Annotated in this window: 10 protein-coding genes and 1 rRNA gene; 6 read left to right on the top strand and 5 right to left on the bottom strand. The window is 62.8% G+C overall.

Features of this window, described 5'->3' with window-relative positions; translation table 11 throughout:
- Positions 1-183: 183 nt before the first annotated feature.
- The gene (locus tag DV520_RS11205; protein WP_021919741.1) at positions 184-1,143 is read right to left on the bottom strand and encodes a ribose-phosphate pyrophosphokinase; all 960 of its coding nucleotides are present in this window, start codon (positions 1,141-1,143) and stop codon (positions 184-186) included.
- Positions 1,144-1,627: 484 nt separating this feature from the next.
- Here DV520_RS11205 and DV520_RS11200 point away from each other — a divergent pair, with 484 nt between their 5' ends.
- Both DV520_RS11200 and DV520_RS11195 read left to right on the top strand, forming a co-directional pair.
- Positions 1,628-2,950, top strand: a complete 1,323-nt coding sequence (locus tag DV520_RS11200) for a peptidylprolyl isomerase (protein ID WP_165850102.1) — start codon at positions 1,628-1,630, stop codon at positions 2,948-2,950.
- 196 nt (positions 2,951-3,146) lie between these two features.
- Positions 3,147-5,795, top strand: coding sequence for a cation-translocating P-type ATPase (locus DV520_RS11195; RefSeq protein WP_117142889.1), 2,649 nt, complete (start codon positions 3,147-3,149; stop codon positions 5,793-5,795).
- Between the two features lie 100 nt (positions 5,796-5,895).
- Here the strand turns inward: DV520_RS11195 and DV520_RS11190 are convergent, their stop codons facing one another.
- The 4 genes from DV520_RS11190 to DV520_RS11175 all read right to left on the bottom strand — a co-directional run bounded on the left by DV520_RS11190 (position 5,896) and on the right by DV520_RS11175 (position 9,526).
- A complete protein-coding gene (locus DV520_RS11190; protein ID WP_117142887.1) occupies positions 5,896-7,017 on the bottom strand; it encodes a DUF4179 domain-containing protein in 1,122 nt (373 codons plus the stop codon).
- A complete protein-coding gene (locus DV520_RS11185) occupies positions 7,014-7,502 on the bottom strand; it encodes an RNA polymerase sigma factor (RefSeq protein ID WP_021919737.1) in 489 nt (162 codons plus the stop codon). The genes DV520_RS11190 and DV520_RS11185 overlap by 4 nt, the downstream gene beginning before the upstream one ends.
- A gap of 271 nt (positions 7,503-7,773) precedes the next feature.
- Positions 7,774-8,454: a hypothetical protein gene (locus DV520_RS12195; RefSeq protein ID WP_133308865.1), complete on the bottom strand. Its 681-nt coding sequence runs from the start codon at positions 8,452-8,454 to the stop codon at positions 7,774-7,776.
- Positions 8,455-8,509: 55 nt separating this feature from the next.
- Positions 8,510-9,526 carry an S-layer homology domain-containing protein gene (locus tag DV520_RS11175; RefSeq protein WP_117142883.1) on the bottom strand — a complete coding sequence of 339 codons (1,017 nt, stop codon included), beginning with the start codon at positions 9,524-9,526 and terminating at the stop codon, positions 8,510-8,512.
- A 166-nt stretch (positions 9,527-9,692) separates the two neighbouring features.
- Here DV520_RS11175 and DV520_RS11170 point away from each other — a divergent pair, with 166 nt between their 5' ends.
- The 4 genes from DV520_RS11170 to DV520_RS11155 form a co-directional block, all read left to right on the top strand.
- Positions 9,693-11,210, top strand: a complete 1,518-nt coding sequence (locus DV520_RS11170; protein ID WP_117142881.1) for a spore germination protein — start codon at positions 9,693-9,695, stop codon at positions 11,208-11,210.
- Entirely contained in the window at positions 11,207-12,229 is a 1,023-nt protein-coding gene (locus DV520_RS11165; RefSeq protein ID WP_117142880.1) for a Ger(x)C family spore germination C-terminal domain-containing protein, read from the top strand. Before DV520_RS11170 ends, DV520_RS11165 begins: the two co-directional genes overlap by 4 nt.
- 83 nt (positions 12,230-12,312) lie before the next feature.
- On the top strand, positions 12,313-13,395 hold the full coding sequence (locus DV520_RS11160; RefSeq protein ID WP_117142878.1) for a GerAB/ArcD/ProY family transporter: 1,083 nt from the start codon (positions 12,313-12,315) through the stop codon (positions 13,393-13,395).
- Positions 13,396-13,707: 312 nt separating this feature from the next.
- A 16S ribosomal RNA gene (locus DV520_RS11155) occupies positions 13,708-13,899 on the top strand; the annotation flags it as partial.

Below are 13,899 nucleotides of genomic sequence, written 5' to 3'. Positions count from 1 at the left end.
CCACCAGCCACTCTGCGGGGCCGGGACGCTTCCAAGAAAACATACGCGCAATACCTCAAAAAACAGAATCGAAACAGGGAACCTCTGCCCAAAACAATTCCGCCGCCCACAGGCGGCGGAATCCGTTGGGAGGACCGACCCGCTGGACGTCCCGGTTCGGGACGTCCGACGGGGCCGGCTGTGTCAGACGAACAGACGGGAGACCGAGTCCTCATGATAGATAAAGCTGATGGCGTCGGCCAGCATGGGTGCCGCGGAGAGATACTTGATCTTATCACTTTTTACGCCGGGCTTGCCGGGAATGGTGTCGAGGAAAAGGACCTCTTTGATGACGCTCTCCTCCAGGCGCTGGAGAGCGGGGCCGGAGAGCACCCCATGGGAGGCGCAGGCGAAAACTTCCGTGGCGCCGCCCAGCTCCACCAGAGCCTTGGCCGCGCCGCAGAGGGAACCGGCGGTGTCCACCATGTCGTCCAGCAGGATGACCCGCTTGCCCTGGACATCCCCGATGATGGAGGAGACCTCGGAGGAGTTGGGCTTGGGACGGCGCTTGTCCACGATGGCCATGCTCATGCCCAGCTTCTGGGCGAAGGACCGGGCCCGGGCCACCGAACCCACGTCGGGGGAGACCACCATGGTGTTGTCCGCGTCGTCGCCGAACCGAGCCTTAAAGTAGTCCACGAACAGGGGACTGCCCAGCAGATTGTCCACGGGGATGTCGAAGAAGCCCTGAATCTGGGCGGCGTGGAGGTCCATGGTCAGCACACGGTCGGCGCCGGCGGTGGTGAGCATGTTGGCCACCAGCTTGGCGGAGATGGGGTCGCGGGGCTTGGCCTTCCGGTCCTGACGGGCGTAGCCGAAGTAGGGAATCACAGCGGTGATCCGGCCGGCGGAGGCCCGCTTGAAGGCGTCGATCATCACCAGCAGCTCCATGAGGCTGTCGTTGACGGGGGAACAGGTGGACTGGATCACAAACACATCGGAACCGCGAACGGTTTCATAGATGGAGACGAAACACTCCCCGTCGGAGAAGTGGCCGCACTCCAGGTCGCCCAGGGGCAGACGGAGCTCTTTGCAGATGGCTTCCGCCAGGGCGCGGTTGGAATTCCCGCTGAAAATCTTCAGATCCTTGCCATGTGAGATCATCGTTACATCCCTCTCGATTCGTAAAATTTTATAGTGCATTGTTTCACGCTGCCTGCCCCGCCGGGTCCTGGCAGAGCCTCTTATCTGGTCTTATTATAGCAAATGGGCGAAGGGATTGCATCCATTTTCGTGAAATTTTCAGGAAAAAAAGCGAGAGAATTTTGCAGGATTTTTTGCAGAATTGGACAGGAGGGGGCCCGCTCCCTCCCCCGGCGGAACAGGAAATCCCGGAAAATGGTTGTCAGATGGGGCCGGCCATGATACAATCATTGCCAAGCGATGATTGTTGATGGCATAGCGCCCGCCCCGGGCCGTGCCAGACAAGCAACCTGCCGGCGGCGGGCCGGCAAAGGGGACAGGAAACCGGAAAGGCAGAAAACCCAATGGACGCTGGGAGGGCGGAGCCATGCCCCGGCGCCGGGGTTCAGCTTGGAGGCTTTCCAGGGAAACTCCCCGGAGAAAACCATCAAAGGAGACAAAAATCATGAAGAAAATGATGCGCCGTATCCTGGGCTCTGCGTTGGCGCTGGCCATGACGGCCGGCCTGCTCAGTGGCTGCGGCAGTGCCTATGACCCGGTGAAGGATGTGATGGGGTACAAGGGCAGCACCGTGATGTTCACCGTCAACGGACGGGATGTCACCGCGGAGGAGTACCTGTTCTGGTTGGCCCAGCAGGCGGACTCCGCCAACATGTATCTCAGCGCCATGGACAGTGAGGACAACCAAGGCAGTGTGTGGGACATGGAGGTCCAGGAGGGTGTCACCGCCGGTGACAGCATCAAGGAGGCGGCCCAGCAGTACGCGATCCTGTACAGCGTGGTGGCGGGCAAGGCCCAGGCGGAGGGGTACAGCTACGGCAGAGAGGACAAAGCCGCCTACCAGGAGGAGCTGGCCACCGCCAAGGAGCAGCTGGGCGGCGAGGAGGCCTATGAGACCTACCTGAAGAGCATGTGCATCAGCGACAGCGGCTTTGAAAAGGTCAGCTCCGTGGGTGTGCTCTACGACCACATGCTCCAGGGCATGTTCCAGGAGGGCAAGGACGGCGCGGCCACCCAGGAGGACCTGGAGAAGTTTGCCCAGGACAACGATGTCCTGGCGGCCAAGCACATCCTCCTGCTGACCCAGGACAGCCAGACCGGCCAGGCCCTGTCCGAGGAGGAGGCCGCCCAGAAGAAGGCCAAGGCGGAGGAGTTGCTGGCCCAGCTCCAGGCGATTTCCGACCCGGCCCAGCTGGAAGAAAAGTTTGACGAGCTTATGAACGCCAACAGCGAGGACACCGGCCTGGCGGCCAACCCCGACGGGTACGCTTTCACCACCGGGGAGATGGTCCAGGAGTTCGAGGATGCCACCCGGGCCCTGGAGCCCGGCCAGATCAGCGGCCTTGTGGAGAGCTCCTATGGCTACCACATCATTCTCCGGCTGGAGCCCACCTGCGCGCCGGTGCGGACCATGTGGAACGAGGACCAGCTGAACACCCTCACCGGCCAGTGGGTGGAGCAGGCGGAGGTGGTCACCACCGAGACCTATGACAATCTGTCGGTGGGGGACTTCTACGACAAGCTCACCGCCTATCGGGAGACCCTGAACACCACCAGTGAGGAGGCCGAGCAGGAGAACGGCCAGGTGGAGCAGGACACCGGCGGGGAGCTCCCGGCCCAGGATGGGACCTCCGACGGGCAGACCCAGGAGGACGCCGGCGCCCAGGACAGCGGGTCCAAGGACGCGGCGCCCCAGGAGGAGGGGGCCGCCGATCAGGGAGAGAAGGCCCCGGACGACGCCGGCGGGGAGAGTACCCCCGAGGAATGACGGCGTTCCAACCAAAGCGCAGCACCGGCCCCAGCGGACAGCGGGGCCGGTGCTTTTTTTGCGGGCCGCCCCGCCCTCTGTCCGGCGGGGAAAATTTTTGCGCCCACACAAGATCTGACAGAATCGTGCGTCTCCTTCCGGTATGCTAAGAGCATCCAAACCAAGGACAACCATTCCGAAAGGGAGCGCGAAACCAATGGACCACACATTTCACAGTGATACCCTTCACGAGGTGCTCAGCCGGCTGGAGACCGACCAGGAGCAGGGTCTGAGCCTCCAGGAGGGGGAGAAGCGGCTGGCCGAGCACGGGGAGAACCGGCTGGAGGAGGCCAAACAGGCGGGGATGCTCCGGCGGGTGCTGGGGCAGCTGAAAGATCCCATGATCCTGGTGCTGCTGGCCGCCGCCGCCCTGTCCTTCTTCGCCGGGGGCGGGCAGGACTGGCTGGACGCGGCCATTATTCTGCTCATTGTTCTCTTCAACACGGTGATCTCCGTGTCCCAGGAGGACAACGCCCGCAAGGCCCTGGAGGCCCTGCGGAAGCTCTCGGCCCCCAAGGCCCGGGTGATTCGGGCGGGGCTGGAGCGGCGGCTGGAGAGCAGTCAGCTGGTGCCCGGCGACATCATCCTGCTGGAGGCCGGGGACTACGTCCCCGCCGACGGACGGGTGTTGTGGGAGGCCGGCCTCCAGGCGGATGAGTCGGCCATGACCGGCGAGTCCCTGCCTGTGCACAAGCGGGGCGGGGGCGGGCTGCCCCAGGACACCCCCCTGGCCGAGCGGAAGAACATGGTCATCGGGGGCACGGTGATCACCGGCGGCCGGGGCCGGGTGGTGGTGACCGCCACCGGTATGGACACGGAGATGGGCAAGATCGCCGGGCTTCTTCTCCGCCAGACCCAGGGGGAGACCCCTCTCCAGCGAAAGATGGGGGAGGTGTCCAAGGTGCTCTCCCTGGTCTGTGTGGGGGTGTGCGCCGTCATGTTCGGGGTGGGTATGCTCCAGCACCGGGACATCCTGGACATGTTCCTCACTGCCGTGGCGCTGGCGGTGGCGGCCATTCCCGAGGGGCTGCCCGCCATTGTCACCATTGTCCTGGCCATGGGGGTGGGGCGGATGGCCAAGCGCAACGCCATCATCAAGCGCCTGCCCGCGGTGGAGACCCTGGGCTGCGCCTCCGTCATCTGCTCGGACAAGACGGGGACCCTGACCAAAAATCAAATGACCGTGTTAGAGGTCTGGACCCCCAGCCCCGGTCTGCGGGGACAGGCTCTGGCCCTGGGCACCCTCTGCGGGGATGCCAAGGAGGGACCCGGGGGCTATGTGGGGGACCCCACAGAGACCGCCATTGCCCAGATGGCCGCCCGGGAGGGACTGGAAAAGGCCCAGCTGGAGCGGGACATGCCCCGCCAGGGAGAGGCCCCCTTTGATTCGGTCCGCAAGCGGATGGCCACCTGCCACAGCCTGCCCGCCGGAGGGACCCTCATCGCGGTGAAGGGAGCGCCGGAGGCGGTGCTCTCCCGTTGTACCCAGGTACAGGGCCCCCAGGGGCCCCGGCCCATGACCGAGGCCGACCGCCGCCGCATCCTTGGGGTGGGCAGCGACCTGGCCGCCAAGGCCCTGCGGGTGCTGGCGGTGGCCCAGCGCAACCAGAGCGGGCCGCCCAAGTCCCTGGAGGCCCAGGAGCTGGAGCGGGAGCTGATCTTCGTGGGGCTCATCGGCATGATGGACCCGCCCCGGCCGGAGGTACGGGCAGCGGTGGAGCGGTGCGCCGCGGCCGGGGTCCGGCCGGTGATGATCACCGGGGACCACAAGGACACCGCGGTGGCCATTGCCCGGGACCTGAACCTGTTTCGTCCGGGGGACAAGGCCATCGACGGCCCGGGCCTGGATTTTCTCCCCCAGGAGACCCTGGAGGAGGAGATCGAGACCTTTTCCGTCTATGCCCGGGTGACCCCGGAACACAAAATGCGGATCGTCCGGGCCTGGCAGAAAAAGGGCCACGTGGTGGCCATGACCGGCGACGGGGTGAACGACGCCCCCGCCCTCAAGGCCGCCGACATCGGCTGCGCCATGGGGAAGACGGGCACCGACGTGGCCAAGGGGGCCGCGGATATGATCCTCACCGACGACAATTTCGCCACCGTGGTGGCGGCGGTGGAGCAGGGGCGGGGGATCTATTCCAACATCCGAAAGGCCATCCACTACTTACTCTCCTGCAACATCGGGGAGATTTTAACCATCTTTCTGGCCACGGTGTTCTCGTTTCCCCATGCCCCCCTCAGCCCGGTGCAGCTGCTGTGGCTGAATCTGGTGACCGACTCCCTCCCCGCCCTGGCCCTGGGGATGGAGCCGGTGGAAAAGACCGTGATGCGCCAGCCGCCCCGGGGGAAGCAGGACCCGTTGTTTTCCCGCGCATTCTCCCTCCGGCTGGCCTGGCAGGGGGCCATGGTGGGCGGGCTGACCCTCCTGGCCTACGGACTGGGGCTGCGGCTGACCCATGACTATGCCATTGCCAACACCATGGCCTTTGCCACCCTCACCCTCAGCCAGCTGTTTCACGCCTTTGACGTGCGCAGTGAGGAGACCTCCCTGTTCCGCCTGGGCTTCTTTTCCAACCCGGCCATGAACAAGGCCTTTCTGGCCGGGGTGGTGCTCCAGGGCCTGGTGCTCCTGCTGCCGCCCCTCCAGGGGGCTTTCTCCGTGGTCCCCATGCCCCTGCCCCAGTGGGGGATCGTCCTGGGGCTGGCGGTGACGCCGTTGGTGGTCTGTGAGATAGAAAAGGCGGTCCGCCGGGCCAGAACCGGCCGGCCGGCCCCTGTGGGGAAGGAGGCGGCGGTCTATCGCTGAAAGGGAAAAAGCATGAGAGACACCCCCTTGGAACCAGGCTGATGGTTCCAAGGGGGTGTTCTTTTGGCTGAACGCGTTGTATGCAACGCTGAGGAGAAGGTTAGTCGGGAAGGGGAATGGTCAAATCCCCCAGATGGAAACTGGCGATGGAATCCAAAGGAAGGACGGTCTGGAGGGCGCCGGAGAGGGTGTAGACGCTGCCCTGGGAGAAACCGCCCAGGTCAACGGTGTCCTGCTGGATGTCTTGGGTGGTCCCATCGGGGAAGGTAACGTAGAGAGGGAGGTTGCTGAACCATTCCCGCTTCTGCTCCTCCAGCCACGCCTCTTTGGACAGTTCGGTGGCGCCGGGGTCATAGCCGGCGGCCAGGGTCTCCTCCTCAAAGGTATAGCGGAAGGAGAGATAGATGGAGATGGGGGAGAGGCGGATCTCCTCCACGGTGCCCGTAAGGGGGCCGTGGTGGAAGGTCTGTCCCGTGGGAAGGGACAGGGTGGAGGTGTCGTATTCCAGGTGGAAGGACAGGTCCCAGGTCCCCTCCACCAGCGGGATGGACCCCTTTTCATCCTTGCCAGACACAGGACCGTAGGAGCACAGATTCCGCAAGGTCAGGGACATCCCTCCAGAGGGCAGGGGATAGTTTGGGCTGGAGACGGAAAATAGGAAGTACAAAACGGAATCGGTGGCCTCAAAGGGGACGAAGTGAAGGGCGCTGCTCAGAAGATACCTGTCGGGCTGGTCGTCCTCTGCCGGAGTAAACATGTTGAGTGTGCTGTCCTCCTCAAACAAAAGGGCGTGGTCCTGGTTGATCAGCCAGCTCAGGTCCGGCCGCTGGGGGAGCAGGGGCTGTCCGTCCGTCCGCCGGATGGAGAAGAGGATCTGCGCGTTGTGGGCGTCCCCCATGACCGATTCCATGGAGACGGTCACGCCGTTGTCGGTGTCGCTGGTTTGGATGACCTGTGCCCGGTCCTGGATGACCTGGGTCTGCGCGGGGGAGGAGATGCCAAACAGGGCGGAAAAGGCCGCCACCGTGGCCTGAAGGGCCCCGGAGGCACAGGCGACGCACAGGATCACCGCCGCGGCCACCGCCGCGAACAGAAGGGCTTTGCGGGGCTGCGGGCGCCGCTGGTGAGGGGCCTGACTGGCGGCCAGAAGGGCATCCACCATGGCCGCTTTTTGCTCTGGGGTGAACTGGAGCCCGTGCATCTGGTCACGATATGTTTTCATGAAGAACCCTCACTTTCCAATAGGTCTTTCAGCTGGGTCCGGCCCCGCCGGAGCTGGGTGGCCACCGTGGCCGGGTTGCGGCCCAAAAGGCGGGCGATCTCCTTGGAGGAGTACCCCTCGTAGTAATACAGATAGATCACGGCCCGGTACTTGGGGGGCAGCAGGTTCACTGCGGCCGACAGGCTTCCCTCCTCCAGCTCCGGGGCGGGAATGTGGCTGGCGGCCTCCATGGCCACGGTGGTCCGGCGCCAATGGCTTTTCAGCAGGTCCTTGCAGGTGTTGGCGGTGGTGCGGATGATCCAGGCCTTTTCGTGGTCCGAGGAGACGAAATCCGGGGCCCGCTCCAGGAGCTTTAAGAAGACCGTCTGACAGATGTCTTGGGCGTCCTGGGTTTGATTGAGGTAGGAGTAGCTTAGCCGGAGGACGAGGTCAGAGTAGGTTTCCACCAACCGCTCCGCCTCCTGGCGTTCCAAGGGCGGCCTCATGTCGATCACTTCCTTTGTCTTGGTTTGAAAAAACACATTCTAAAGAGAATACGATTGGACCTGTCGAAATTGGTCGCCGGGCGAAAAAATTTTCAAAGAATTGACTGAGAAATGGAAAAAGCCGCCGGAACAGCAAAAAATTCCTGCATAAAGTGCATATTTATATAACATATAATTTTTAATAAATATGAAAAAGAAGGGAGACCGTGGGCATACGCAGAGCGGCCACTCAGTTGAGTGGCCGCTCTATCTTTTCAAATAGGGAGCAGGATTATGCGAAAAGGGAAACCAACAGGAGCCCCCAAATCAGAAGCAAGGGGAGGAACCGGAACGTCATCAGACCGTTTTTCAGGAGAACAAGGGGCCGCAGGGACGGAGACGTGGCGTACGGGCGGCCGGAGGGAATGGCCTGCCTGAGTCCGGTCCGGTGGACGGTGTTGATGCCGTAGGCGAACAGGTCGATGGCAAAGACCCAGGCAACCAGAAAGAGGAGAAGGGGGTAGAGGACAGCCTGTGGGATGGGAAGGGAGGCGGTGTCTTGCAGGATGGGTTTCACGAAGGAGAGAAAGACGGACAAAACGACCACCGGCAGGACAAGAAAGCGAATGATTTTGGAGAGCAGGGAGATGAGGTTGTAGGGGACAAACGCGGCGTAGTCCGCAACCACCGTCTGATTCCAAGTCTCTCGTGCCTCGGGCGAGCCCGCCTGTGGAACGATGAGGATTCCGTTGTGGAGCCCTGGAATGGGCTGCAACCCGTCTGCAAGGCGGTCTGTCCGGGGGCAAAACGCCATGCTGTACTGTGCCGGCGGGGTGTCCGTCCTGCGAAAGAGGGTGAATGACCGGTGTATTTGGACGGCCTGGTATCCCTGCCCGGCATAGTGGGAGAGAAAGGAGAGGAAACCGTCGTGGTCTTGGAGATCAACGGGATGGATTACAAATTTATACGTCATGGAAGTAAGGAAACAGATTGCCGTGGGAACGCGGCAATCTGTTGGGCAGGAGGGGTTATTCGTCTAAGTAATAGTTGTCGGTGAAGCTCCCCTTCACCTGGCTTCCATCGGCCTGGGTGGCGGTGTAGGTGAAGGAGAAGGCCAGCAGGGGATAGGTTTTTCCGTTTTCGTCGGTGTAATGCTCTGTGGCCGCGGCCTGGGCCTTGTCCTCGTCATAGGTGATCTCCACATAGCCAAAGCCGCCGGCGTCGTAGCCGATGGAGGCCAGGTAGGCGGAGACCTCCTCCGGGGTGGTCACCTGAAGGGTCTGACAGGACAGGCCGTTGACGGTTACCTTATCCAACTTAAAGGAGGTGAAGCTGGCGGGGCTTCCGTCCACAGGGTAGAACAGGAAGGAGGCGAAGTCCTCGTCAAAGAGAAGGGGGGCGTAGTCCCAGATGACCACCGTGCTGCCCGAGATGGCCCCGGAGTCCAGCAGATCCTGGAGCAGGGTCTTGTCCTCCCCCTTTTTGGGGGCATACAGGGCGTTGGCGGACACCACGGCGGCGTCAGCCCGAAGGAAGGTGGCGGTCTGGGCGGTATAGTCCCCGTCGGTGATGCCCAGCTGGTCGGTCAGGGTCCAGGGGGTGCTCCAGGTGAAATCCTTGCCATCCTCATAGCCCAGGGCCCGGAGAAGGAGGGTCAGGAACTGGGCGGTGGACACGGGGGTGGAGGAACCAAACCGGGTGGGCTCCACCCCGGTGGTATAGCCCTTGGCGTAGGCGTAGCCCACGTAGGACTGGGCCCAGTCCGGCACATCGGTGAAGGGGGTGGTCCAGGTTTGGGCCTGGGCGGCCTCCTCCGCGCCCAGCAGGCGCACCAGGATGGTCACGGCCTCGGCCCGGGTGGGGGCCCGCTCCAGGGCGAACCGGGGGGAACCGTCCTCGTTGGTGCCGGAACCCTGGAACAGGCCTAAGTTGTACAGCAGCTGGGCGGAGTCCTGGGCCTCCTCCGGGGTGGCGGCCCAGGCGGGCGCTGCCAGAGACAGGGCCAGGGTCAAGGCCAAAAAGAGGGATAGTAGCTTTTTTTTCATGGTCAATCCTTTCTTATGTCAGCCCCGGGAACGGGGCGGGAAATGGCGACAGGAGTTTATGGCTATTTTACCATAGGTGGGCAGGAAGTCAAGCCGGGCGGCTGTATAACCCGGGCGGCAGTGGTCCATACTACCAGCATCCACCAAAAAGAAAGGAGGCGGTTCCATGGGCTGGATCGGCCCCAAAGGGGAGGACATTCCCCCCCACCCCCGCCAGGAACCCCGGTTCGAGGGGGACCTGACGGCGGATCACATCCGCTTCATTTTTCGGGACTGCGCGGACTTTGGAGAGCGGGAGGTCCTCATCGGCGGGGACCCGGAGAAGCGGACCACCGTCTTTTTCATCAACGGACAGGTCCGCAATGAACGGATGAATGACTACATTCTCCGCCCCTTGGCCACCAGCCAGCTGCTGCGGGAGGCCACCCCGGAGGCGGCCTTCCGCATGATGACGGAGGGCATTGTCTACACCCAGCTGGTCCAGGTGTGCACCACCCTGGACCAGGCGGTCTTTGCCCTGATCAACGGCAGTGTGGTCTTTGATTTCCCGGGGAAGGGAAAAATGGTGTCCTATTTTGCCGCCACAGAGGAGAAGCGGTCGGTGAGCGCCCCGGACAACGAGCCCTCGTTGAAGGGGGCCAAGGACTCCTTTGTGGAGTCCCTGCGGACCAACACCTCCCTGGTCCGCCGCCGGCTCCGGGCCCCAGAGCTGAAGATTGCCGAGATTTTTGCGGGCCGGCAGAGTGTGACGCCTGTGGACATTTTATATTTGGAGGGGACCACCAATCCGGAGCTGGTGGAGGAGACCAAGCGGCGGATTGCCGGCATTGACACCGATGATCTGCTCCAGACGGCTTCCCTGGAGGAGCTCATTGTGGACGAGGTGGACACGGCCTTTCCCATGATTGCCTACACCGAGCGGCCCGACCGCTTCTGCGCCGGTCTGGTAGAGGGCCGGGTGGGGGTGATTGTGGACGGGATTCCCCTGGGATACCTGCTGCCGGGAACCGTGGGACAGTTTTTCAAAACCGGGCAGGATCGCTCCCAAAACTGGGTCGCGGCCTCCTTTCTGTCGATTCTCCGGTATCTGTGCATGCTGGGGTCCCTGTTCCTGCCGGCTTTCTATGTGGCTTCGGTGAACTTTCACCCGGAGATGATTCCGGCCCGGCTGGCCTGGTCCATCTCCGAGGCCAAGACGGACGTGCCTTTTTCCACGGTGTTTGAGGTTCTCATCATGTTGCTGGCCTTTGAGGCGGTGCAGGAGGCGGGGCTCCGGCTGCCGGGCCCCATCGGACAGACGGCCTCCATTCTGGGCGGCCTGGTGGTGGGGTCGGCGGCGGTGGAGGCCTCCATCGTCTCCCCGGTGGTGCTCATTGTGGTGGCCATCGCCGGCATTGCCGGGTACACGGTGCCCAGCCAGGAGTTTTCCGCGGCGCTGCGGATTTGGCGGTTTGGCCTGGCCATCGCCGCCAGCATCGGCGGGCTGTTTGCGGTGACCGCCTTGGCGGCGGTGCTGGTGTACCGGCTGGCCCAGCTGGAAAGCTTTGGGGTGCCCTATCTCACCCCCTTCGCCGCCTCCGGCAGCGAGCGGGAGAAGGGCCACGGCGTCATCCGCTGGCCCACCCACCGGGTGAAGTTCCGGGAGAGTGCCTTAAAGACCCGAAACCAAAGGAGGCAGGGATGAAGCGTGTGTTGGCATTGGTGTTTCTTTTGCTCCTGCTTCTGACCGGCTGTGCCGGCACCCCCCAAAGTCGGGAGAGCGGCGCCACGGCGGTGGTCAGTGTTCTGGGGGTGGAGCCGGCCGGCCAGGGCATTCACCTTTTGGCGGCTGCGGAGGGCCGGGGGGAGGAGGAGCCCTTCCGCTGTGACAGCCAGGGGGAGACCCCGGCCGCTGCCGTGGAGGGCCTGACCAACCGGGGAGAACAGGTGGTGAGCTGTGCCCATGTGGAGCATCTGCTTCTCACCCAAAACGCGGCGGGCACCCTGCCGGAACTGCTCAGTTATGCCTTTCAGGAGCCCCAGCAGAGCACGGAAACCCAGCTGTGGGTGGTCCGGGCGGATACCCTGGAGGAGGCCTTTTCCGGGGAGGCGGACACCGCCAAGCGGATGAGTGTCATCAAGTCCCAGGGAAAAAACCGCCAGGGGTTCTGCCCAGTGACCCTCCGAGAGGCGGCGGCGGCCTTGGCCCGGAAGGAGCCCCTCCTTTTGCCTGCCTTAGAGGTGGGAGAGCAGGGGTTGGCGTTTGCCGGCTTTGCCCTGTATCAAGAGGGCGGCATCACACAATGGCTCACCGGACCAGAGGCCCTGGGTGCTGCGCTTCTCCTGGGAGACCGAGTCCATTGGACCGGTTCCGTGGAGGCGCAGGCCATGGTGCTGCAAAGCACAGGCTGCCGGGTGGTCCCCCAGATGGAGGAGGGACGGCTGACAGGGCTGTCCATCCGCTGCCGCCTGGAGGGGGTTCTCACCGGTGGTTGGGAGAGCCGCCCGGGGGATGTGGCCAAACTGGAGGAAGAGACCGCCCGGGCCATGTACCAGGCGGTGGCGGTGCTCCAGCGGGCCGAGGCAGACGCGACGGATCTGCTGGGCCGGGCGGGGCTGTCGAATCCGTTCCGGTGGCAGGCGCTGTCCAGCCAGTGGCCTACGGCGTTTTCTACCCTGCCGGTGGAGGTCTCTGTCACCATCACTGTGACCGAGCGACAGTAGTAACCATAGAAGAAGGGGCGGCGTGCCGTCCTGCCCCGTTGGGGGAGGCCCCATCTTGAACGGGAAAAGAAGGAGGATAATGTATGACGGACAGAACAATCTCTCTGCGCCAACTGATGACGGTGCTCTTCCTGGCCCTGTTCCCGCTGGGCACGGAGCAGCTGCCAGGACGCCTGTCCGCAGTGGGCGCGGCGGCGTGGCTGTGTCCCATTCTGGCGGGGGGCATCGCTGTGGCTCTGGTGGCGCTGCTGGGGAGAAGCCCCGTCCTGGGGCAGGGAGATCTGGGGCAGCGGATTGCCCAGAGATGGGGACAGAGGACGGGACGGGTTCTGGCGGGCCTCTTTCTCCTTTGGGGTCTTTACCTGACCGCTGCCCACGCGGCCCGGATTGGCAGCCGCCTGTCCGATTCTCTCCGGGCCTCCCCCATCCTGATTACCGCCGTGGCGCTGCTTCTGGCCGGATGGATGGCCTCTGGGGGGCTGCCCGCCTTTGCCCGGGCCTGTGAGGTCTTTGCCCTGGCGGTGGGGTTTGGCTTTTTCCTGATCTTTCTGTTCGGCGTGTTCCGGCTGCAATGGGATGAGGTCCTCCTCTGGAACTGGCAGGAGCTGTCCCAGGTGCCCCAGGGGGTGTTCACCGCGGGAGGGACAGTGGCGGCCGGCGGCTATGTGCTCTTCCTGCTGGGCGATGTCCGGCCGGAAGAGAAGAGCCGAGGGACGGTCATGCGCCGTTTGGGAGGATTGTTCCTGCTTTTGGGGGCGGGAATGCTCCTGGTGCTGGGACGGCTGGGCGCGGACCTGGCGGCCCAGATCAACCGTCCTTTTTTCCAAATGGTCTCCGGACTGGGATTTGAGGGGGCGTTTCAGCGGCTGGAAGAATTGGCCTCCGCGCTGTGGGTTCTGGGGGATGCGGCGCTGCTTGGGCTCCTTCTTCTGTGCCTGCGGCGGCTTGCAGCGCAGCTGCTGGGCCGAAAAGAATCCAAGAAGCAGGGCTGGGGAATCACGGGGGTCGTCCTTCTGGGCAGTATACCCATTGCCTATTGGAATCAGATCATTGCCGGGAACCTGCTTCCCATGGGAAACCTGGCGGCGCTGGCTATTTCCGTTCTCTGTATGTGCCTGGTGAGAAAGCAATCGAAAAATCTGAAAAAAATTGAAAAAAGGGGTTGACATTCCAGGGAGGGAGTGGTATTCTATCAAAGCTGTCGCGAGACACGGGGCAAAAAGCCGGACAGAAAAGAGGAAAAAACTTCTTGACAGATGGTTGGAGTTGTGTTACAATATAACTCACCCCGCAGAAGCGGTGTGCACCTTGTAAATTAAACAACGTAAGTAAGAAACACGAAGCACCAAAACGGACAAGTAGAAGTTGTCCATGAAGCTTTAAGGCTTTGTGGGGCAACGTTTTATTTCTTTGAAGCTAATGATTAGCGATCAATGAATTGATTTGAATAGCGGTGAGAGCCGCTGTTTAGATACCATTTTATTGAGAGTTTGATCCTGGCTCAGGATGAACGCTGGCGGCGTGCTTAACACATGCAAGTCGAACGGAGGACCCTTGACGGAGTTTTCGGACAACGGATAGGAATCCTTAGTGGCGGACGGGTGAGTAACGCGTGAGGAACCTGCCTTGGAGAGGGGAATAACACAGAGAAATTTGTGCTAATACCGCAT

This window comes from Evtepia gabavorous, assembly GCF_003425665.1.
GTDB lineage: Bacteria > Bacillota > Clostridia > Oscillospirales > Oscillospiraceae > Evtepia > Evtepia gabavorous.
The sequence above is the reverse complement of the archived record's forward strand: the minus strand, read 5'-3'. Positions and strand labels throughout refer to the sequence as shown.